General features: G+C 71.2%; 16 protein-coding genes and 1 pseudogene. 14 read left to right on the forward strand and 3 right to left on the reverse strand.

Features of this window, described 5'->3' with window-relative positions; all coding sequences use genetic code 11:
• Nucleotides 1-36: 36 nt before the first annotated feature.
• From panC to ACIPLC_RS01400, 12 genes and pseudogenes are all read left to right on the forward strand, one after another.
• The gene (panC, locus tag ACIPLC_RS01345) at nucleotides 37-942 is read left to right on the forward strand and encodes a pantoate--beta-alanine ligase (RefSeq protein ID WP_400469603.1); all 906 of its coding nucleotides are present in this window, start codon (nucleotides 37-39) and stop codon (nucleotides 940-942) included.
• Between the two features lie 45 nt (nucleotides 943-987).
• A complete protein-coding gene (panD, locus tag ACIPLC_RS01350) occupies nucleotides 988-1,437 on the forward strand; it encodes an aspartate 1-decarboxylase (protein WP_400469606.1) in 450 nt (149 codons plus the stop codon).
• Between the two features lie 16 nt (nucleotides 1,438-1,453).
• On the forward strand, nucleotides 1,454-3,127 hold the full coding sequence (locus tag ACIPLC_RS01355) for an L-aspartate oxidase (RefSeq protein WP_400469608.1): 1,674 nt from the start codon (nucleotides 1,454-1,456) through the stop codon (nucleotides 3,125-3,127).
• 4 nt (nucleotides 3,128-3,131) lie between these two features.
• Nucleotides 3,132-4,103 (forward strand): carboxylating nicotinate-nucleotide diphosphorylase, encoded by a 972-nt coding sequence (gene nadC, locus ACIPLC_RS01360; protein WP_400469611.1) that lies wholly within the window; start codon nucleotides 3,132-3,134, stop codon nucleotides 4,101-4,103.
• Between the two features lie 28 nt (nucleotides 4,104-4,131).
• The gene (locus tag ACIPLC_RS01365) at nucleotides 4,132-4,917 is read left to right on the forward strand and encodes a type III pantothenate kinase (RefSeq protein WP_400469614.1); all 786 of its coding nucleotides are present in this window, start codon (nucleotides 4,132-4,134) and stop codon (nucleotides 4,915-4,917) included.
• 157 nt (nucleotides 4,918-5,074) lie between these two features.
• Nucleotides 5,075-5,815, forward strand: coding sequence for a hypothetical protein (locus ACIPLC_RS01370; RefSeq protein ID WP_400469616.1), 741 nt, complete (start codon nucleotides 5,075-5,077; stop codon nucleotides 5,813-5,815).
• A 109-nt stretch (nucleotides 5,816-5,924) separates the two neighbouring features.
• Nucleotides 5,925-7,466, forward strand: a pseudogene (gene lysX, locus ACIPLC_RS01375) (bifunctional lysylphosphatidylglycerol synthetase/lysine--tRNA ligase LysX); the annotation flags it as partial.
• A gap of 262 nt (nucleotides 7,467-7,728) precedes the next feature.
• Entirely contained in the window at nucleotides 7,729-8,166 is a 438-nt protein-coding gene (locus ACIPLC_RS01380; RefSeq protein WP_400469619.1) for a BlaI/MecI/CopY family transcriptional regulator, read from the forward strand.
• Nucleotides 8,167-8,176: 10 nt separating this feature from the next.
• Nucleotides 8,177-8,713, forward strand: a complete 537-nt coding sequence (locus tag ACIPLC_RS01385) for an amino-acid N-acetyltransferase (RefSeq protein WP_350878402.1) — start codon at nucleotides 8,177-8,179, stop codon at nucleotides 8,711-8,713.
• Between the two features lie 91 nt (nucleotides 8,714-8,804).
• On the forward strand, nucleotides 8,805-9,155 hold the full coding sequence (locus ACIPLC_RS01390) for an Lsr2 family protein (RefSeq protein WP_400469622.1): 351 nt from the start codon (nucleotides 8,805-8,807) through the stop codon (nucleotides 9,153-9,155).
• Nucleotides 9,156-9,805: 650 nt separating this feature from the next.
• On the forward strand, nucleotides 9,806-12,325 hold the full coding sequence (locus ACIPLC_RS01395; protein WP_400469625.1) for an ATP-dependent Clp protease ATP-binding subunit: 2,520 nt from the start codon (nucleotides 9,806-9,808) through the stop codon (nucleotides 12,323-12,325).
• A 341-nt stretch (nucleotides 12,326-12,666) separates the two neighbouring features.
• Nucleotides 12,667-15,024: an immune inhibitor A domain-containing protein gene (locus tag ACIPLC_RS01400; protein WP_400469628.1), complete on the forward strand. Its 2,358-nt coding sequence runs from the start codon at nucleotides 12,667-12,669 to the stop codon at nucleotides 15,022-15,024.
• A 99-nt stretch (nucleotides 15,025-15,123) separates the two neighbouring features.
• Here ACIPLC_RS01400 and ACIPLC_RS01405 read toward each other — a convergent pair whose 3' ends face one another.
• Nucleotides 15,124-16,335: a threonine aldolase family protein gene (locus ACIPLC_RS01405; protein WP_400469631.1), complete on the reverse strand. Its 1,212-nt coding sequence runs from the start codon at nucleotides 16,333-16,335 to the stop codon at nucleotides 15,124-15,126.
• A gap of 370 nt (nucleotides 16,336-16,705) precedes the next feature.
• Here ACIPLC_RS01405 and ACIPLC_RS01410 point away from each other — a divergent pair, with 370 nt between their 5' ends.
• A complete protein-coding gene (locus ACIPLC_RS01410; RefSeq protein WP_400469634.1) occupies nucleotides 16,706-17,620 on the forward strand; it encodes a M23 family metallopeptidase in 915 nt (304 codons plus the stop codon).
• 66 nt (nucleotides 17,621-17,686) lie between these two features.
• On the opposite strand, the gene ACIPLC_RS01415 is transcribed toward ACIPLC_RS01410, so the two are convergent.
• The gene (locus ACIPLC_RS01415) at nucleotides 17,687-18,322 is read right to left on the reverse strand and encodes a TetR/AcrR family transcriptional regulator (RefSeq protein WP_400469637.1); all 636 of its coding nucleotides are present in this window, start codon (nucleotides 18,320-18,322) and stop codon (nucleotides 17,687-17,689) included.
• A 219-nt stretch (nucleotides 18,323-18,541) separates the two neighbouring features.
• On the opposite strand from ACIPLC_RS01415, the gene ACIPLC_RS01420 reads away from it, so the two are divergent.
• Complete coding sequence (locus ACIPLC_RS01420; protein WP_400469639.1) at nucleotides 18,542-20,143, forward strand: MDR family MFS transporter; 1,602 nt, start codon at nucleotides 18,542-18,544, stop codon at nucleotides 20,141-20,143.
• A 71-nt stretch (nucleotides 20,144-20,214) separates the two neighbouring features.
• On the opposite strand, the gene ACIPLC_RS01425 is transcribed toward ACIPLC_RS01420, so the two are convergent.
• Complete coding sequence (locus ACIPLC_RS01425; protein ID WP_400470625.1) at nucleotides 20,215-21,090, reverse strand: A/G-specific adenine glycosylase; 876 nt, start codon at nucleotides 21,088-21,090, stop codon at nucleotides 20,215-20,217.
• Nucleotides 21,091-21,351 lie beyond the last annotated feature (261 nt).

Genomic DNA, 21,351 nt, shown 5'->3' on the forward strand with positions numbered 1-21,351 from the left:
GATCTCGCGCAGCCGAATGAGCGAAGGAGTGCAGGAATGGCGGGCAAAGCCCAGCGAAACAAGCCCCAGCGGGCACCGAAGGTCCACCGGGCCGTCGTCACCCGCACCGTGGACGACTTCGAGGCCGCGTTCTGGCCGGACGAGCGTCCGGTCGACAACGCCGTCGTGATGACCATGGGCGCGCTGCACGAGGGCCACGCCGCGCTGATCCGGGCCGCCCGCAAGCAGGTCGGCCAGGAGGGCCGGGTGGCGGTGACGGTCTTCGTCAACCCGCTGCAGTTCGGCCCGGCCGAGGACCTGGAGCGCTACCCGCGCAGCCTGGACGAGGACGTGAGGCTGGCCGAGGAGAACGGCGCCGACGTGGTGTTCGCGCCCTCCGTCGACGAGGTGTACCCGAACGGCGAGCCGCAGGTGCGCCTGTCGGCCGGCCCGATGGGCGAGCGCTTCGAGGGCGCCACCCGCCCCGGCCACTTCGACGGCGTGCTGACCGTCGTCGCCAAGCTGCTGCACATCACCGACCCGGACTTCGCGTTCTTCGGCGAGAAGGACGCCCAGCAACTCGCGATCATCCAGCGGATGGTCGCCGACCTGGACTTCGACGTCGAGGTGGTCGGGGTGCCGACCGCCCGCGCGGAGGACGGGCTGGCGCGCTCCTCGCGCAACCGCTACCTCTCCGCCGACGAGCGCGAGCAGGCCCTCGCCCTCTCCAAGGCGCTGTTCGCCGGCCGGGACGCGGCCGCGCAGGGCCCGAAGGCCGTCCGCGAGGCCGCCTCGGCCGTCCTGGACGCGGCCGACGGCGTCACCCTCGACTACCTCGCCCTGATCGACCCGCACGACTTCGGCGAAGCGGCGGAAGGCTTCCAGGGCGAGGCGGTGCTGGCCGTCGCCGCGAAGGTGGGCTCCACCCGCCTGATCGACAACGTCCGCATCATCGTCCGGTAAGAGCTCCCCCTTTCAGGCATGCACTCACAGGAGGCGTGACCCGCAATGCTCCGCACCATGCTCAAGTCCAAGATCCACCGGGCCACCGTGACCCAGGCCGACCTGCACTACGTCGGCTCCGTCACGGTGGACGAGGACCTGCTCGACGCCGCCGACCTGCTCCCCGGCGAGCTGGTCCACATCGTCGACATCGACAACGGCGCCCGGCTGGAGACCTACACCATCGCCGGCCCGCGCGGCTCCGGCGTGATCGGCATCAACGGCGCCGCCGCCCGCCTGGTCCACCCCGGCGACCTGGTCATACTCATCGCCTACGGGCAGATGGACACGGCCGAGGCCAAGGGCTACGAGCCGAGCATCGTCTTCGTGGACGAGCGGAACCGGATCACCGGTCTGGGCGGCGACCCCGCCGAGGCCGCGGAGGGCACCGGGCTGCTCCGCGGTGACAAGGCGTACGGTGACGGCAACGGCGCGGCCCCGACCGCCGCGCGCTGAAGGAGCCACTGACGCCATGTCCGCCACGCACCGCCTCACCGCCCCCGCCCCCGGCTGGACCGCCACCACCGACGTGGTCGTGGTCGGCTCCGGGGTGGCCGGTCTCACCGTCGCCCTCAACGCCCGCAAGGCCGGCCTGCGGACCATGGTGGTCACCAAGGCGATGCTGGACGACGGCTCCACCCGCTGGGCCCAGGGCGGCATCGCGGCCGCCCTGGGCGAGGGCGACACCCCCCAGCAGCACCTGGACGACACCCTGGTGGCCGGCGCCGGGATCTGTGACGAGGACGCCGTGCGCACCCTGGTCACCGAGGGCCCCGACGCCGTCCGCCGGCTGATCGCCGTCGGCGCCGCCTTCGACCGCGGCGTGGACGGCGAGATCCTGCTCACCCGCGAGGGCGGCCACCACCGCCGCCGGATCGCGCACGCCGGCGGGGACGCCACCGGCGCCGAGATATCGCGCGCCCTGGTGGAAGCCGTCCGCAGCGACCCAGGCGTCGAGCTGATCGAGCACGCCCTCGTCCTCGACCTGCTCACCGACGCCGACGGGCACGCCGCCGGCCTCACCCTGCACGTGATGGGCGAGGGCCAGCGCGACGGCGTCGGCGCCGTCCGGGCCCGCGCGGTGGTGCTCGCCACCGGCGGCATGGGCCAGGTCTTCTCCGCCACCACCAACCCGGCGGTCTCCACCGGCGACGGCGTGGCGCTCGCCCTGCGGGCCGGCGCCGCCGTCACCGACCTGGAGTTCGTCCAGTTCCACCCGACCGTGCTCTGGCTCGGCCCGGAGGCCGAGGGCCAGCAGCCGCTGGTCTCCGAGGCGGTCCGCGGCGAGGGCGCCCACCTGGTGGACGCGCACGGCACCCGCTTCATGCTCGGGCAGCACGAGCTGGCCGAACTGGCCCCGCGCGACATCGTCGCCAAGGCGATCACCCGGCGCATGCAGGAGCAGGGCGCCCAGCACATGTACCTGGACGGGCGGCACTTCGGCGCCGAGATGTGGCAGCACCGCTTCCCGACCATCCTCGCCTCCTGCCGCGCGCACGGCATCGACCCGGTCACCGAGCCGATCCCGGTCGCCCCGGCCGCGCACTACGCCTCCGGCGGCATCCGCACCGACCGGCACGGCCGCACCAGCGTCCCCGGCCTGTACGCCTGCGGCGAGGTCGCCTGCACCGGGGTGCACGGCGCCAACCGGCTGGCCTCCAACTCGCTGCTGGAGGGCCTGGTCTTCGCCGAACGGATCGCCGCCGACCTCACCGACCGGCACCGCTGCGGCGGACTGCCCGAGCGCTCCGTGGACGCCGCCGCCGCCCGCGCCGCACGGCCGGTGCCACTGCCCGCCCCCGAGGCGCGCGCCGAGATCCAGCGGCTGATGTCGCGCGGCGCCGGCGTGCTGCGCTCGGCCGCCTCGATGGCCGGCACCGCCGCCGGACTGGCCCTGCTCGCCGAGCAGGCGCACGCGCACGTCGCCGAGGAGAAGCCCGCCGACCCGCGGGTGGAGACCTGGGAGGCCGCCAACCTGCTGCTGGTCGCCACCGCGCTGGTCGCGGCCGCCGCGCAGCGCGAGGAGACCCGCGGCTGCCACTGGCGCGAGGACTTCCCCGAGCGCGACGACGCCCACTGGCGGCGCCACCTGATCACCACCCTCACCGCCTCCGGCGACCCCGTCAGCACCCCTGAGGAGCAGTAGAACCATGACCCACTCCCACGAGGAACTCCCCCTGGCCGACGCCCAGGGCGGCTGCGGCGACGGCTGCGCCTGCGGGGACGGCGAGGGCTACGAGACCGGTCTGGACCCGCAGCTGGCCGAGCTGCTGGAGCAGGCCGGACTGGACCCGATCGAGGTCGAGGACATCGCCACCCTGGCGCTGGCCGAGGACCTGGCCGGCGGCGAGGACGTCACCTCGGTGGCCACCGTGCCCGCCGAGGCCGTCGCCACCGCCGACTTCACCGCCCGCCAGGCCGGCGTGGTGGCCGGCCTGCGGATCGCCGAGGCGGTCGTCTCGCTGATCTGCGAGGAGGAGTTCGAGGTCGAGCGGCACGTCCAGGACGGCGACCGGGTCGAGGCCGGCCAGGTCCTGCTGTCGGTCCGCTCCCGCACCCGCGACCTGCTCACCGCCGAGCGCAGCGCGCTCAACCTGCTCTGCCACCTGTCCGGCATCGCCACCGCGACCCGCGCCTGGGCCGACGCCCTGGAGGGCACCGGCGCCGTCGTCCGGGACACCCGCAAGACCACCCCGGGCCTGCGCGCGCTGGAGAAGTTCGCGGTGCGCTGCGGCGGCGGCGCCAACCACCGGATGGCGCTGTCCGACGCCGCCCTGGTCAAGGACAACCACGTGGTCGCGGCCGGCGGCGTCGCCGAGGCCTTCCGGGCCGTCAAGGCCGCCTACCCCGACCTGCCGGTCGAGATCGAGGTCGACACCCTGGAGCAGATCCCGCCGGTGCTGGAGGCCGGGGCCGACCTGATCCTGCTGGACAACTTCACCGTCCCGCAGCTGAAGGAGGCCGTCGAGCTGGTGGCCGGCCGGGCGAAGCTGGAGGCCTCCGGCGGCCTGACCCTGGCCACCGCGCGCGAGGTCGCCCAGACTGGTGTCGACTACCTGGCCGTGGGCGCGCTCACCCACTCCTCGCCGATCCTGGACATCGGCCTCGACCTGCGCTCCTGACCTCGTCCCGACTCGCAGAAAGCGCCCCATGCTCCTCACCATCGACGTCGGCAACACCCAGACCACGCTCGGCCTGTTCGACGGCGAGGAAGTGGTCGAACACTGGCGGATCTCCACCGATTCGCGCCGCACGGCCGATGAACTGGCGGTGCTGCTCCAGGGGTTGATGGGCAACCACACCGCGGTCCGGGAGGCCTCGGTGGAGGGCCTGGCGATCTGCTCGTCCGTTCCCGCCGTGCTCCACGAGCTCCGCGAGGTGACCCGCCGCTACTACGGCGATGTCCCCGCGGTGATCGTGGAGCCCGGCGTGAAGACCGGGGTGCACGTCCTGATGGACAACCCCAAGGAGGTCGGCGCCGACCGGATCGTCAACGCCCTGGCCGCCAACCACCTGTACGGCGGCCCGTGCATCGTGGTCGACTTCGGCACCGCCACCACCTTCGACGCCGTCAACGCCCGCGGCGACTACGTGGGCGGCGCGATCGCCCCCGGCATCGAGATCTCGGTGGAGGCGCTCGGCGTCCGCGGTGCCCAGCTGCGCAAGATCGAGCTGGCCCGGCCGCGCAACGTGATCGGCAAGAACACCGTCGAGGGCATGCAGTCCGGCATCCTGTACGGCTTCGCGGGCCAGGTCGACGGCCTGGTCGACCGGATGGCCAAGGAGCTGTCCAAGGACCCGGACGACGTCCAGGTGATCGCCACCGGCGGCCTGGCCCCCCTGGTCCTCGGCGAGGCCGCCACCATCGACGTCCACGAGCCCTGGCTCACCCTGATCGGCCTGCGCCTGGTCTACGAGCGCAACCGCCCGAGCTGACCCGGCCCCCAGGGCCCACCGCCGGCGCCTCCCGGCCTGTCCGGGGGGCGCCGACGCACGTCCTCCCCCACCCCCGCGGCCGATTCCGCCGGACCGAACGCGGGGCGTCGGCGCGACGCTACCGACAAATCGGATATTCCTCACGTAGTGTCAGCCCATGCCTACGCCACACGGATCGCGCGGCGGCATGGCCTTCAGCGCCGACGAAGTCCGCGTGCTGCGCCGCGCCCTCGCCCAAGCCCTGCACCCCGCCGTCCCCGTCCACCTCCAGGGTCCCGACCGTCCGGTGTTCGCCGGCCCGGGCGCCGAGCTGTGGGCGGAGGACGTCCAGGACGCGCTGCGTCTGACCGAGGCGATCGACGAGGCCGTCCAGGAGGGCGGCCGGCTGCGCGCCTTCCTGCTCGCCGACCTCGGGCGCTACCGGGCCGCCCTGCCCGGCAGCGCCCCCGGCTACCTGGAACGCCTGGAGGAGGCCGTGACCGACGGCTACCTGCCCGGCCCGGAGGACCTCACGGCGCTGCGCGGGCTGACCCGCCAGCCGTGCGGCCACGGCGAACGCGCCCGCCGCTCCCGGCTGGCCGGCCGCTGCCACGCGCTGGCCGAGGCCGCCGTCCGTGAGCGGCTCGCCCGCACCACCGGGCAGCCCCGCCACCTCGTCGCCGTACCGAGCCCCGCCGCACCCCCGAGCAGTCTCCCCACCCCTGTTGGAGGACGGATCCCGATGAGCAGCACCGACTCTCCCGCCGAGCGGCCCACCGCCCCCCAGACCCCGCCCCGCCCGCACCGGATGCCCACCCCGGCCGAGCTCTTCGGGCGCCGCCCCAAGCCCCCCGCCCACCCCGCGCCCCCGGCGACCGCGGACCCCGACGAGATCGAACTCGCCACCGGTACCGGCTGAGCCGCCCGCGCCCGAGGAGGGGGACCGCCGACGCGGTCCCCCTCTTGCGTTATCCCGTGGCGGAGCACGGTGTGTGGCTGGCTACCCTTGTGGGGTGAGCGATCAGAGCCCCATCCCCGCGACCGACGACCTTCCCGAGCAGATGCGCGTCCGGCGCGAGAAGCTGGACCGGCTCCGGGCGGCCGGTGTCGACCCCTACCCGGTCGGTTTCCCCCGGACCAGCACCATTGCGGACCTGCGCGCCAAGCACCCGGACCTGGAGCCCGACACCGCGACCGGTGAGCGGGCCGGCATCGCCGGCCGGGTGATCCTCTCCCGCACCGGCGGCAAGCTCTGCTTCGCCACGCTGCGCGACGGCACCGGCGACCTCCAGGTGATGTTCTCCCTGGACAAGCTGGGAGCGGAGCGGCTGGCGGCCTGGAAGACGGACATCGACCTGGGCGACCAGGTCGGCGTCGAGGGCGAGGTGATCACCTCCAAGCGCGGCGAGCTGTCGGTGATGGTGGACCGCTGGGAGCTCACCGCCAAGTGCCTGCGCCCGCTGCCGGACAAGCACAAGGGCCTGACCGACCCGGAGGCCCGGGTCCGCCAGCGGTACGTCGACCTGATCGTCAACCCCGAGGCCCGCGAGATCCTGCACCTGCGCAGCAAGGTGGTCCGCTCGATCCGCCGCACCTACGAGGACCGCGGCTACATCGAGGTCGAGACCCCGATGCTGCAGCCGGTGCACGGCGGCGCCAACGCCCGCCCGTTCAGGACGCACATCAACGCGTACGACATCGACCTCTACCTGCGCATCGCCCCCGAGCTGTACCTCAAGCGGCTGGTGGTCGGCGGCGCCGAGAAGGTCTTCGAGATCAACCGCAACTTCCGCAACGAGGGCGCGGACTCCACCCACAACCCGGAGTTCACCTCGCTGGAGTCGTACGAGGCGTACGGCGACTACGACACCCAGGCCGAGCTGATCCGCGCGACGATCGTCAACGCGGCCCGGGACGCGCTGGGCACCACGGTGATCAAGGGCCTGGACGCGCACGGCGTGGAGCACGAGATCGACCTGGCCGAGCCGTGGGAGGAGGTCTCCGTCTACCCGGGCATCTCCGCCCGCCTGGGCGTCGAGGTCACCCCGGAGACCGGCGTCGAGGAGCTGCGCAAGCTGGCCTTCGACCACGGCATCCCGTTCGACAAGGACTGGGGCCACGGCCAGATCGTGCTGGAGATGGTCGAGCGCCTGCTGGAGGAGAACGCCGTCCGGCCGACCTTCATCAAGGACTACCCGACCGAGGTCTCCCCGCTGACCCGCCAGCACCGCTCGGTGCCGGGCGTGGCCGAGAAGTGGGACCTGGTGATCTTCGGTACCGAGATCGGCACCGCCTACTCCGAGCTGGTCGACCCGGTCGAGCAGCGCGCCCGCCTGACCGCGCAGTCCCTGCTGGCGGCCGGCGGCGACGTCGAGGCGATGCAGATCGACGAGGACTTCCTGCGGGCGCTGGAGTACGCGATGCCGCCGACCGGCGGCCTCGGCCTCGGCGTGGACCGCCTGATCATGCTGCTGACCGGCAAGAACATCCGGGAGACCGTGCTCTTCCCGCTGGTGAAGCCGGAGGCGAAGGCTTCCGCCGCGACGGCGGAGAAGACCGAGGAGGAGTGACTGATGGACTACGTCAGCGCGATCGTGCCGCCGCTGGTCATGGCGATCGGCTTCGGATTCTTGGTGCGGGCCATCATCCGCAGCCAGGGCGGAGCCCAGAAGGCCAAGGAAGACCTCGACTGACCCGCGAGCGAACCCGCGACTGACACCGTCAGCCGCCGAACGACCGGCGCGCCGCCATTCCCGATTCCGGGGGTGGCGGCGCGCCGGTTTGGCGCACTTCACAAGATTTGCCCCATTCACTCCCTATCCTGGCCGCACTATGGTCCGGCAACTCGGTGAACTTGAGAACGCCATCATGACCCGGGTGTGGCGGTGGAACCGACCGGTGACGGTTCGCGAGGTTCTCCTGGATCTGCAGTCGGAACGCGAAATCGCGTACACCACGGTGATGACCGTCCTGGACAAGCTCCACAGAAAGGGCTGGCTGCGCCGCGAGCGGGTCGGCCGGGCCTATCGATATGAACCGGTCTCGTCCCGCGAGGCGTACACCGCTGCGCTGATGAACGACGCGTGGGCCACCAGTGACAATCCGGCCGCGGCCCTGGTGCACTTCTTCGGCCTGATGTCGCCCGGGCAGCGCGAGGCCCTGCGGGACGCCTTGCGGGTCGCCGCCCTGTTCCCGTCCGATCCGCTCCCCGCCGATTCCGCGGCGCCGGAGCCGGATACCGGGGAGACCCCGCCGGGCGCGGCACGATAACGTCCCCGCCATGGAGGTCACCATCCGCCGTGCGCGGACCACGGACGTGCGGACCGTACGCGGGCTCATCGACGCCTACTCACGCGACGGCATTCTGCTCGACAAGCCCACAGTCACACTGTTCGAATCCGTCCAGGAGTTCTGGGTCGCGGAACGCGACGACACCGGCGCGGTGGTGGCCTGCGGCGCCCTGCACGTGATGTGGGAGGACCTGGCCGAGGTCCGCACGCTCGCCGTCGATCCGTCCTGCCGGGGCTTCGGGGTCGGGCATCTGCTGCTGGAGAAGCTGCTGCAGACCGCGCGCTGGCTCGGCGTCCGTCGGATTTTCTGCTTGACGTTCGAGGTTCCGTTCTTCGCGAAACACGGTTTCGTCGAGATCGGTGAGCTTCAGGAAACCGATGATGGTACGACAGACCCGGCGGCGATCGCTACGGATGTCTATGAAGAACTTCTCCGCTCGTACGATGAAGGTGTCGCGGAGTTCCTTGACCTGGAGCGGGTGAAGCCCAACACACTGGGCAACTCGCGCATGCTGCTGCACCTCTGAGCGGCTCCGCGCCGGTCAAGGGTTTGTGTTTTCCGGAGAAAGGCGCTTTCCTTTCCTTAGGCAATGGGTCGTTTAGCGGAAAGGGAAGCCCGTGGCACAGAGGGTGCAGGTCATTCTTGAAGACGATCTCGACGGTGGTTCGGCGGACGAGACGGTGACGTTCGCGCTCGACGGCGTTGCCTACGAGATCGACCTGAAGAGCGCCAACGCGGACAAGCTGCGCGGTCTGCTGGCGCCGTACGTGGAGAAGGGCCGCAAGCAGAGCGGCCGGCTCGCCGGTCCCCGGCGCCCGGGTCGTGGCACCGCGCCGCGCCCCTCCGGCAGCGCGCCGGACACCGCGAAGGTCCGCGCGTGGGCCAAGGAGCAGGGCATGGAGGTCAACGACCGCGGCCGGGTGCCGAGCACCGTCCGCGAGGCCTACGACAAGGCCAACGCGGCCTGACCCCGGCGCCGCCGGAACGCCGGAGCGGGTGCGGGGCCCCGGCGGCCGCACACGGCGCCGCCGACACACGCGCGGGGCGCGGAGGACTCTCCTCCGCGCCCCGCAGCGCGCACCCGGAGGGCCGCGGCGCCACCGGTACCGGGGGGCGTCCGGGGCGCGGGCTCGGACGGCGGAACAATCACGAGTTGTGCAACGCTGTAGGGGCGAAGCGGTAACGCCGGCACCACCGGGTGGCGTACCGGCCGCACCGGCCGTGCCGAACCGCCGTCGCCGCGACGCGACTTCTCGCCAGGCGAACACCGCCACCGCGGAAACTGCGCGAGAAGCGCCCCGATACCGGGTATGAATGCAGGTGGACGGGTCCTTCGACCCGTCCAGGGGCAGTATGCGTGACCGGCCGGAGACGGCCAGGCTCCGCCCCGGCGGCTCTTGTTCGCCGATGGCGTAGCGGTATCCGGTGCATCCGGGCCACCTGTGGGAACACCGTTTCCCAGCATCAGGTTGGGATTGGTGTCGGATGGTCGCGCAGCATCTCGCTCCCGTACCGGGGAGTGAATCCGTGGGCCGCGCCGCTGAGCGGGACTAGCATGCGGAAGGACAGGGCGGGGACCGACCCCGAACTGCCCGACCGCTCTGAGGAGCGATAAACGATGTTCGAGAGGTTCACCGACCGCGCGCGGCGGGTTGTCGTCCTGGCTCAGGAAGAAGCCCGGATGCTCAACCACAACTACATCGGCACCGAGCACATCCTCCTGGGTCTGATCCACGAGGGCGAGGGCGTCGCCGCAAAGGCCCTGGAGAGCCTCGGGATTTCCCTTGAGGCCGTGCGCCAGCAGGTCGAGGAGATCATCGGCCAGGGGCAGCAGGCCCCGTCCGGCCACATTCCCTTCACCCCCCGGGCGAAGAAGGTCCTGGAGCTGTCGCTCCGGGAGGCGCTGCAGCTCGGCCACAACTACATCGGCACCGAGCACATCCTGCTCGGTCTGATCCGCGAGGGCGAGGGCGTCGCCGCCCAGGTGCTGGTCAAGCTGGGCGCCGACCTCAACCGGGTGCGCCAGCAGGTCATCCAGCTGCTCTCCGGCTACCAGACCGGCGGCGGCAAGGAGTCGGCCACGGCCGGCGGGCCCGCCGAGGGCACCCCGTCGACCTCGCTGGTCCTGGACCAGTTCGGCCGCAACCTCACCCAGGCCGCCCGCGAGGCCAAGCTCGACCCGGTCATCGGGCGCGAGAAGGAGATCGAGCGGGTCATGCAGGTGCTGTCCCGCCGCACCAAGAACAACCCGGTCCTGATCGGCGAGCCCGGCGTGGGCAAGACCGCCGTGGTCGAGGGCCTGGCGCAGGCGATCGTCAAGGGCGAGGTCCCGGAGACGCTCAAGGACAAGCAGCTCTACACGCTGGACCTGGGCGCCCTGGTGGCCGGCTCGCGCTACCGCGGTGACTTCGAGGAGCGCCTGAAGAAGGTGCTCAAGGAGATCCGCACCCGCGGCGACATCATCCTGTTCATCGACGAGCTGCACACCCTGGTCGGCGCGGGCGCCGCCGAGGGCGCCATCGACGCCGCCAGCATCCTCAAGCCGATGCTGGCCCGCGGCGAGCTGCAGACCATCGGTGCCACCACCCTGGACGAGTACCGCAAGCACCTGGAGAAGGACGCCGCGCTGGAGCGCCGCTTCCAGCCGATCCAGGTCGCCGAGCCGTCGCTGCCGCACACCATCGAGATCCTCAAGGGTCTGCGCGACCGCTACGAGGCCCACCACCGGGTCTCCATCACGGACTCCGCGCTGGTCGCCGCCGCCACCCTGGCCGACCGCTACATCTCGGACCGCTTCCTGCCGGACAAGGCCATCGACCTGATCGACGAGGCCGGCTCCCGAATGCGCATCCGCCGGATGACCGCGCCGCCGGACCTGCGCGAGTTCGACGAGAAGATCGCCGACGTGCGCCGCGAGAAGGAGAGCGCGATCGACGCGCAGGACTTCGAGAAGGCCGCGTCCCTGCGCGACGACGAGAAGCAGCTCCTGCAGGCCAAGGCCAAGCGCGAGAAGGAGTGGAAGGCCGGCGACATGGATGTCGTCGCGGAGGTCAACGAGGAGCTCATCGCCGAGGTCCTGGCCACCGCCACCGGCATCCCGGTCTTCAAGCTGACCGAGGAGGAGACCTCGCGCCTGCTGCGCATGGAGGACGAGCTGCACAAGCGCGTCATCGGCCAGAAGGACGCCATCAAGGCGCTCTCCCAGGCCATCCGGCGCACCCGTGCGGGCCTCAAGGACCCGAAGCGCCCCGGCGGCTCGTTCATCTTCGCCGGCCCGTCCGGCGTCGGTAAGACCGAGCTGTCCAAGACGCTCGCCGAGTTCCTCTTCGGCGACGAGGACGCGCTGATCGCGCTCGACATGTCCGAGTTCTCCGAGAAGCACACCGTCTCCCGGCTCTTCGGTTCGCCCCCTGGCTACGTGGGCTACGAGGAGGGCGGCCAGCTGACCGAGAAGGTCCGCCGCAAGCCGTTCTCCGTCGTCCTCTTCGACGAGGTCGAGAAGGCCCACCCGGACATCTTCAACTCGCTGCTGCAGATCCTGGAGGACGGTCGCCTGACCGACTCCCAGGGCCGCGTGGTCGACTTCAAGAACACCGTCATCATCATGACGACCAACCTCGGCACCCGGGACATCTCCAAGGGCTTCAACCTGGGCTTCGCGGCCACGGGCGACACCCAGACCGGGTACGAGCGGATGAAGGCGAAGGTCGGCGAGGAGCTCAAGCAGCACTTCCGCCCCGAGTTCCTGAACCGCGTCGACGACATCGTGGTGTTCCACCAGCTGACCGAGGAAGACATCATCCAGATCGTCGACCTGATGGTCGACAAGGTGGACGAGCGGCTCAAGGACAAGGACATGGGCCTGGAGCTCAGCGTCGAGGCCAAGAAGCTGCTGGCCAAGCGCGGCTACGACCCGATCCTGGGTGCCCGTCCGCTGCGCCGCACCATCCAGCGCGAGATCGAGGACCACCTCTCCGAGAAGATCCTCTTCGGTGAGCTGCGGGCCGGCCACATCGTCGTCGTGGACGTCGAGGGCGAGGGCAAGGAGGCCAAGTTCACCTTCCGCGGTGAGGAGAAGTCGGCCGTCGCGGACACTCCCGCCGAGGTCGCCTCGTCTGGTCCCGACCTGACGAAGTAGCAACATTTAACAGACAACTTCACAGCCACCGAGCCCCCGGCGTCCGCGCCGGGGGCTCGGTGCGTTCCGGCCGGCCGGAACGGAGGCGCCCACGGGCGGGGGCGGGTGGCCTCGCGCCGGGTTGGTGCGGGTGCGTCCGATTTCTCAGTAAGCTTTAACGGACATACGGTTGACATATGGTCAGCTGATGGGAAGTTGCGAAGGATAGCGCCGTGGCCATGTCATGGTCAAGGTCTATCTTTTCTGTCCACGCTTGTATCAAATGACGTCCACCTGTCTTTCATTTTGGTTTGCCGGGCTTTGGCCAAGAGCTGGCCCCGGTCGGGGAGGACGTCACAACTTTGAAGAACATCAGGAGAACCGCTGCGGCTGCCACGGCCACAGCGGTCATAGTCGCGCTCGGCGCGGGCCTGTTCACGGGTACCGCAGTCGCCGCCGGCTCGGCTCCCGCGCCGCGGGACCCGGCCGACGCCGTCCAAGCCGCCAACATCGAGCACAATCTGCCGGGCCCGCTGACCGAGAAGGTCGAGGCCGAGCAGAAGGCCGCCACCGAGCAGCTGATCGCCGGCACCGCCCAGGTCGAGCAGCACAACGGCAGCAGCAGCATCAAGCTGGGCAAGGACAAGTACGTCGAGCTCGGCCGCGAGCGCACGGACAAGATCTTCACCATCCTCGTCGACTTCGGCGATCAGGTGGACAACACCACCAAGACCGAAGACGGCAAGGTCATGTACGGCGGTGAGCCCGGCCCGAAGCACAACGAGATCGAGAAGCCGGACCGCGCCAACGACAACTCGACCGCCTGGCAGGACGACTACAACCAGGAGCACTTCCAGAACCTGTACTTCGCCAAGGACAAGCCCTCGCTGAAGACCTTCTACGAGAAGCAGTCCTCGGGCCGCTACTCGGTCGACGGCGTGGTCTCGGACTGGGTGCGGGTGCCGTGGAACGAGGCCCGGTACGGCTCGGACTACTGCGGCTCCAACGTCTGCGACAGCGCCCAGGACCTGATCCGCGACGCCGTGGACATCTGGTACAAGGACCAGCTGGCCAAGGGGCAGACCAAGGAGCAGCTCAAGGCCACCCTGGCGTCGTACGACCAGTGGGACCGCTACGGTTCGCACAACGACGGGAACTTCAACCAGCCCGACGGGTACATCGACCACTTCCAGATCGTGCACGCCGGTGAGGACAAGTCGGCCGGCGGCGGCAAGCAGGGCAGCAAGGCCCTGTGGGCCCACCGCGCGTACGCCTACGGCAACCTGAACGGCCAGGCGGGCCCGGCCGACAACAAGCTCGGCGGCGTCCAGGTCGGCGACTCCGGCTTCTGGATCGGCGACTACACGATGCAGCCGGAGAACGGCGGCCTCGGCGTCTTCGCCCACGAGTACGGCCACGACCTCGGTCTGCCGGACCTCTACGACACCGCCGGCACGGGCATCGACAACTCGGTCGGCTTCTGGTCGCTGATGTCCTCCGGTTCCTGGCTCGGCGAGGGCAAGGGCGCCATCGGCGACATGCCGAACGACCTCGACGCCTGGAGCAAGCTCAAGCTCGGCTGGCTGAAGTTCGACAAGGCCAAGGCCGGCACCGAGTCGACCCACCACATCGGCCCGGTCGAGTACAACAGCAGCCTCCCGCAGGCCCTGGTCGTCGACCTGCCGAAGAAGCAGATCACCACCGACATCAACAAGCCCACTTCGGGCAAGGGCGAGTGGTGGAGCGGCAGCGCCGACAACCTGAACGTCACGCTCACCCGTGACATCGACCTGACCGGCAAGACCAAGGCCAGCCTGAACGCCAAGGCCTGGTACGAGCTGGAGGCGAACTTCGACTACGCCTTCGCCGAGGTCTCCACCGACGGCGGCAGCAACTGGACCGCCCTGGACGGCACCTGGAACGGCAAGCCGATCTCGAAGGACGCCGGCGGCCGCGCGGCCCTGACCGGTCTCACCGCCGCCTGGGGCGACGTGTCCTTCCCGCTGGACGCCTACGCCGGCAAGGCCATCAAGGTCCGCTTCCACAACACCACCGACGGCGGCCTGCACTACCGCGGCTTCACCGTCGACGACATCTCGGTGACCGCCGACGGTTCGACGATCTTCAGCGACGACGTCGAGAACGGTGACAACGGCTGGGTGGCCAAGGGCTTCACCCGCTTCGCCGGCAGCTACACCAAGGACTACGGGCAGTACTACATCGCGGAGAACCGCCAGTACGTCTCCTTCGACCAGACCCTGAAGACCGGCCCGTACAACTTCGGCTGGGGCAACAGCAGGCCGAAGTGGGTCGAGTACTACCCGTACCAGCCCGGTCTGCTGATCTGGTTCTGGGACGAGTCGCAGCCCAACAACAACGTCAGCGCCCACCCGGGCCACGGCCTGATCCTGCCGGTCGACTCGCACCCGACCCCGCTCAAGTGGAGCGACGGCGCCCTGCTGCGTCCGCGCATGCAGGGTTACGACTCGACCTTCGGCTCGCGCAAGACCAGCCAGCTGACCCTGCACAAGAACGGCGTCGAGACGGTCGTCCCGAAGGCCAAGGGCGTCGACGAGTTCTCGGACCTGAAGTCGTGGTGGTCCAAGGACAACCCGTACAGCGGCGTGGACGTCCCGAAGACCGGTACCAGCATCGAGGTCGAGAACGAGTCCTCGAACTACCTGGAGACCTGGATCCGGGTCCGCCCGGTCGACAACTGATCGGTCGAGCAGTAGCGATCAGCCTGTGACCAGGCGGTTCTGACCCACCACGTCCGGCCCGTCCCCGCATCGCGCGGGGGCGGGCCGGACGCTTTTCGGTCAGGCCCCGCCGCGGCTCCGTCCAGCCCCGCCGGCCCCGCCGGCCTTGCCGTCGCGGGCCGGCAGCCGGTCCAGGAAGGCGGCGGCCGCCTCCGCGACGTCCGCCGCCGTCCAGTCGAGCGCGGGCGCCGCCACCGTGACCTCGGTCATCGCCAGGCCCGGCAGGTCGCGCTCGCGCCAGCCGCCGAACAGGGCGACCCCGCTCTCCTCGGCCAGCCCCAGCCCGGCCTCGTCCAACTCCCCGGCGGCGTACGGCAGCCAGAGCTGGAACTGGTGGGTGTGCGGCGGGGCCGGGTGCACCCGGGCTCCGGGGACCGCCGCGAAGGCCGCTTCCAGCGCCTCGGCGACCACCTTGGCGTGCGCCACGTACCGCTCCAGCAACGGGAGTCGGGCATCCAGCCCGGCCAACGCGGCGAGCGCCGCCGGCCACTGCTGGTAGAGCTGGCCGCCGTACCGGTGCCGCCAGGCCTTGGCGGTGCGGACGAAGCCGCCCGAACCGGCCAGCGCGGCGCCGCTGATGCCGCCGAGCGTCTTGTAGAAGGACACGTAGACCGAGTCGGCCAGCGCGGCGATCTCCGGCAGCGGGTGCCCGAGGTGGAACACCGACTCCCAGATCCGGGCGCCGTCCAGGTGCAGGGCCGCGCCGCGCTCCTCCCGGACGACCCCGGCCAGCGCCACCAGCTCCGCCCAGTCGGGCAGCACGAAGCCGGCCTCGCGCAGCGGCAGCTCCAGGCTGAGCGCGGCGTACGGCTCGTCGAAGGCGCGCAGCTCCGCGGCGGTGGGCTGGCGCGGGGCCGTGGTCGGCCAGACGCTGCGCAGGCCGGTCAGCACGCCGAGCGCGTGCCGCTCGTGCTGGTCGGTGTGGGCCAGCGGGTGGGTCGCGACGGTGCGCAGCCCGGCCGCCTCGGCGTGGATCCGCAGGGCGACCTGCTGGCCCATGGTGCCGGTGGGGAAGAAGGCCGCGTCCTCGGTGCCGAGCAGGTCGGCGACCGTGCGTTCCAGGGTGCGGACCACGCCGTCGCCGTACTGGTCCGGGCGGTCGTCCAGGTCGTGGCCGCCGCCCTCCCCCGCGAGGGCGGCGAGGCGTTCGCGCATGCTCTGCGGCCGGTCGCCGGACAGGATCCGCTCGCAGCCGCGCAGGGCGGCGAAGCGGCGGTCCGGCAGGCTCGGGCGGTCATTGCCGTCGAGGTCTTCGCTCCTGTTGCCATACATGCGTCGATGGTCCCGCAGCGGGCCCGCCGGGTCAGCGGGCGGACGGCGGAAAGGGCCGTGCGGCCGGGCCAAACCCCGGCCTGGCATGGCGCTGGTCACACCCGCCGGGCGCTCGCCGGGCGCGGTACGAGCGGCGGTAGTAGCCCGGCCGCGCGCGGGCAGGTCACCCGGGCCGGTGGTAGACGATCGGATCTCATGATCATTACTCCGTCAGCTTGAATCTCCAGCGCGACACTGACTACACGCCGTAGTACGTCACCCCGTTTGAGACCCCGCTCGGTGACCGTTACACCTGAGTGGTCCCCCGCTCAGCGCACGCCCGAACGGGCACTTCGTGCTGCCCTCGTACGACCGTGAGGTACGGCTACCGATGTCCTCTGTCCCGCCCGTGAGGCCGGCCCTGCGCCGGCTCGCCGCCCGCACGGCGGCCCAGGCGGCGGCCTGGCAGCCCCGGCTCGGCCATGCCGTCCGCACCCACGCCGCGCCGCTGCGCGCGCTCGCCACCGCCCGGCACCCGCTGCCCGGCGGGCACCCGCAGGCCGAACGGGAGCGCGCGGTGGTCTCCGCCGGGGCGGCCGCGGTGCTGCTCGCCGGCGCGCTGCTGGTGGCCGCGCCCGGCAGCGCCTCGGCGCAGACCGTCCTGCCCACCACGCCCGGCAGCTCGGCCTTCACCGCACCGAAGGCCGCCGTGCCCAGCCCGGGGATGGTCCAGGTGTCCGGACCGAGCCCGTACCGGCTCCCGGACGACGGCGAGTCGGCGCAGGAGTTCGTGGCGGTGGCCGCCAACCTGCTGCCGGTGGAACCGCCGGTCGCCGCCGCCCCGGCCGAGGCCCCCGCGCCCGCGCCGGAGCCCGCCCCAGAGCCGGAGCCGGCTCCGGAGTGGTCGGCCCCGGTGTCGGACGCGCCGACCAGCAACCCGTACGGGGCGGCCAACTCCGAGTACGCGGCCGGGTACCACACCGGGGTGGACTTCGCGGTCGACCCCGGCACGCCGCTGCTGGCGGTCGGGAACGCGACCGTGGTGTCGTCCGGCTGGGACGGCTCGTACGGCAAGGAGGTCGTGCTGCGGCTGGCGGACGGGCACTACGCGCAGTACGCGCACCTGTCCTCGCTCGGGGTCTCGCCGGGGGAGCAGGTCTCGGCGGGCGAGCAGATCGGGCGGTCCGGGAGCACCGGCAACTCGACCGGGCCCCACCTGCACTTCGAGATCCGCACCAGCAACCGCTACGGCGCGGTGGTGAACCCGATCGCGTACCTCGCGGGGCACGGCGTCACCGGGTTCTGAGCCCGTCGACCCGCCAGCCCGTCGACCCGTCCGACTGGCCGCCCGTTCGACCGGACGCCCGTCCGCTCAGGAGTGGGCCGGGGCCGGGTGGCTGATCCGGCCACCGATCTCCAGCGCGACCTCCCGGGCCGCCCCGATCGCCTCCTCCAGGGTGGCCGCCTGCGGCCGGGACTCGCCCCACACGTTGTCACCGTGGTCGCAGTCCGCGGTGTCCTGCTTGAGCAGGAACATCGCCGAGTGGACGGTGAACAGCGACATCGTGGCGCGCAGCCGCTCCCGGAAGTCGGCGTCCGGCCCGTGCACCAGCTGGATCATCGTGATCATGCGGTCCTTGAACGCCAGCCCGGCCGGGGACTCGCGCAGCGCGGGCTGGTTCTCGTGGAAGAAGCGCAGCAGCGGCGCCCGCTCGGCCATTCCGTCGGCGAAGCGGCGGATCAGCTCGTCGCGCATCTCCGGGCTCCAGGACTGCTCCCGGCCCCACGCGATGGTCTCGTCGATCGGCGCGGCCATCCGCTCGACGATGCCCAGGACGATGTCGTCCTTGGTCTTGAAGTGGTAGTAGAGCGCGGCCTTGGTGACACCGAGGCGGTCGGCGATCTCGCGCAGCGAGGTCTGCTCGTAGCCCTGCTCGGAGAAGAGTTCCAGGGACACCTCGATGATGCGAGCCCGCGTGTCGCTGCGGGGGCTGTGCGGAGTGCCCATGGCCTGCCTCATGAGTGCGTCGGTGACTGCTGCGGACCCCGGTGGCGTCCGCCCCGGGCCCATTCTCCCTGCCCGGGCAGCCGGGCGGGAAACTGGCTTGACGACCGGCTAGTAAACAACTTACCGTGCCGACGGTCCACAAACTAGCCGGGCGTCAAGTAAGTGAATCACTGCGCGGCCTCCGCCCGTCCGAAACACCCCTCCGGGAGACACCACCTCATGTCACAGTCCAAGACCGCCGGCCCGGTACCGGAGGAGAAGTCCGCCGAGGAGGAACAGCCGCGGTCACCCCGCGAGATCCGCCTCGTCATGGTCGGCCTGGTCGTCACCATGCTGCTGGCCATGCTCGACAACCTGATCGTCGGCACCGCGATGCCGACCATCGTCGGCGACCTCGGCGGCGCCGAGCACCGGTCCTGGGTGGTCACCGCCTACACCCTGACCACCGCCGCCTCCACCCCGATCTGGGGCAAGTTCGGCGACATGTACGGCCGCAAGGGCAGCTTCCTCACCTCGATCGTGATCTTCCTGGTGGGCTCGGCGCTGTCCGGCCTGTCGCAGAACATGACCGAGCTGATCGGCTTCCGCGCCGTGCAGGGCCTGGGTGCCGGCGGTCTGATGGTCGGCGTCATGTCGATCATGGGTGCGCTCGTCCCGCCGCGCGACCGCGGCAAGTACCAGGGCATGTTCGCCGCGGTGATGGCCCTCGCCACCGTCGGCGGCCCGCTGGTCGGCGGCTTCATCACCGACCACCTGAGCTGGCACTGGACCTTCTACATCAACCTGCCGCTCGGCGTGGTCGCGCTCGCCGTGGTCATCGTCACCCTGAAGCTGCCGAAGGTCCGCAACACGGCCCGGATCGACTACCTGGGCGCGATATTGCTCACCACCGGCATCACCTCGCTGGTGCTGATGACCACCTGGGGCGGCCAGCAGTACGCCTGGGGCTCCAATGAGATCCTCGGCCTGATCGCGCTCTCCGTCGCCTCGCTGATCGGCTTCTGCTACGTGGAGCAGCGTGTCGAGGAGCCGATGCTGCCGCTGGCCCTGTTCAAGAACCTGAACTTCACCCTGGTCTCGATCATCGGCTTCATCGTCGGCTTCGTGATGTTCGGCTCGACCTTCTTCCTGCCGTTCTACCAGCAGATCGTCCAGGGTGCCTCGGCGACCAACTCCGGTCTGCTGCTGATGCCGTTGATGTTCGGCATGCTGGTGGTCTCGCTGGTGGTCGGCCAGGCCGTCACCAGGACCGGGAAGTACCGGATCTACCCGATCATCGGCACCATCGTGATGACCGGTGGCATGATCCTGCTCTCCACCATGGGCGTCGGGACCAGCAGCTTCACCTCGGCCTGCTGGATGGTCGTGCTCGGCGCCGGCATGGGCTTCCTGATGCAGATCACCATGCTGGTCGCCCAGAACAGCGTCGAGCTCAAGGACATGGGCGTGGCCAGCTCCACCGCCACCCTGTTCCGCACCATCGGCGGCTCCTTCGGTGTCGCGCTGTTCGGCGCGCTGTTCAACAACCGGGTGAAGGACACCATGACCGCGCGGCTGGGCGAGCAGGCCTCGGCCGGCGGCGGGGCCAAGGACCCGGGCGAGATGAGCCCGGACGAACTGCGCAAGCTGCCGGAGCACGTCCAGGACGCCTTCCACCACGCGGTGTCCAACGGCACCCACACCGTCTTCCTGTGGGGCGCCGGGTTGGCCGTGGTCGCGATCGCCGCCGCGGTGTTCATGCGCGAGGTGCCGCTGCGCGGTACCGGCACGGGCAAGGCGGACAAGTCCGCCGAGGCCTCGCTGGAGGCGGCGGCCGTCTGACCGCCCTCCCGCCGACACGACGGCGCCCCCGGAGGAATCCTCCGGGGGCGCCGTCCCGCGTTCGTGGCCGACTACTGGGGAAGCCGGTAGACGCCCTGCTCGACGGGCTCCACCAGGCCGTCCGCGACCAGGCCGTCCAGCGCCCGGGCCCGCTGCACCGCATCCGGCCAGACCGCGTCCAGCCGGGCCTGCGGCACCGAACCGTGCGCCTCCCGCAGCACCGCGAGCAGCTTGCCGCGCACCTGCCGGTCCGTCCCCTCGTAGGTCTGGCCGCGCCGGGCCGGGCCCTCGTACGGCGGGCGACCGGCCCGCTGCCAGGCGCAGTGGGCGAACAGCGGGCAGTCCCCGCACTCCGGGCCGCGCGCGGTGCACACCAGCGCACCCAGCTCCATCACGCCGACCGCCCAGGTGGCCGCGGTCTCGGCGTCGTCGGGCAGCAGCGCCGTCGCCGTCCGGCGCTCGGCGGCCGTGGTGGCCTGGGCCGGGTACTCGACGCCGGACACCGCGCGGGCGAACACCCGGCGGACGTTGGTGTCCAGCACCACGTGCCGCTGGCGGAAGGCGAAGGAGGCGACCGCGGCGGCCGTGTACTCCCCCACCCCGGGCAGCGAGAGCAGGATGGCGTGGTCGTCCGGCACCTCGCCGCCGTGCTCCTCGGTGATCGCCACCGCGGCCGCGTGCAGCCGCAGCGCGCGGCGCGGGTAGCCGAGCCGGCCCCACATCCGGACCGCCTCGCCGGGCGCCTCGGCCGCCAGGTCGGCCGGGGTGGGCCAGCGGGTCAGCCACGCCTCCCAGGCGGGCAGCACCCGCTTCACCGGGGTCTGCTGGAGCATGAACTCGCTCACCATGATCGCCCAGGGCGTCGCCTCGGGCGTCCGCCAGGGGAGGTCGCGCTTGTCGGTCTCGTACCAGTCGAGGACGGTCGCGTGCAGCAGCGGCAGGGGCATCGGCGGCCGGACGGCGTCCGGCGCGGCGCCTGCCGGAGGGACGGGGGCGGGGGTGACGGTGATGGCAGCCATGGCCCTCCGATCCTCCCATGCCGGCGGGCGCGACCGAAGTGGAGAGAAGCCCTCCGGATATCCCGGTGGATCTTCCGGAAAACCACCTCTCCAAGGCTCCCCCGAACGGCGCAAATGGCGGATCATGTGAAGGAAGGGGCGACTGTGCGGTGTTGGTGCGTCAAGCGACACACACAGTCTCGTAGAGTT

The sequence above is a fragment of the Kitasatospora sp. NPDC086801 genome (genome assembly GCF_044745805.1).
Lineage (GTDB): Bacteria > Actinomycetota > Actinomycetes > Streptomycetales > Streptomycetaceae > Kitasatospora.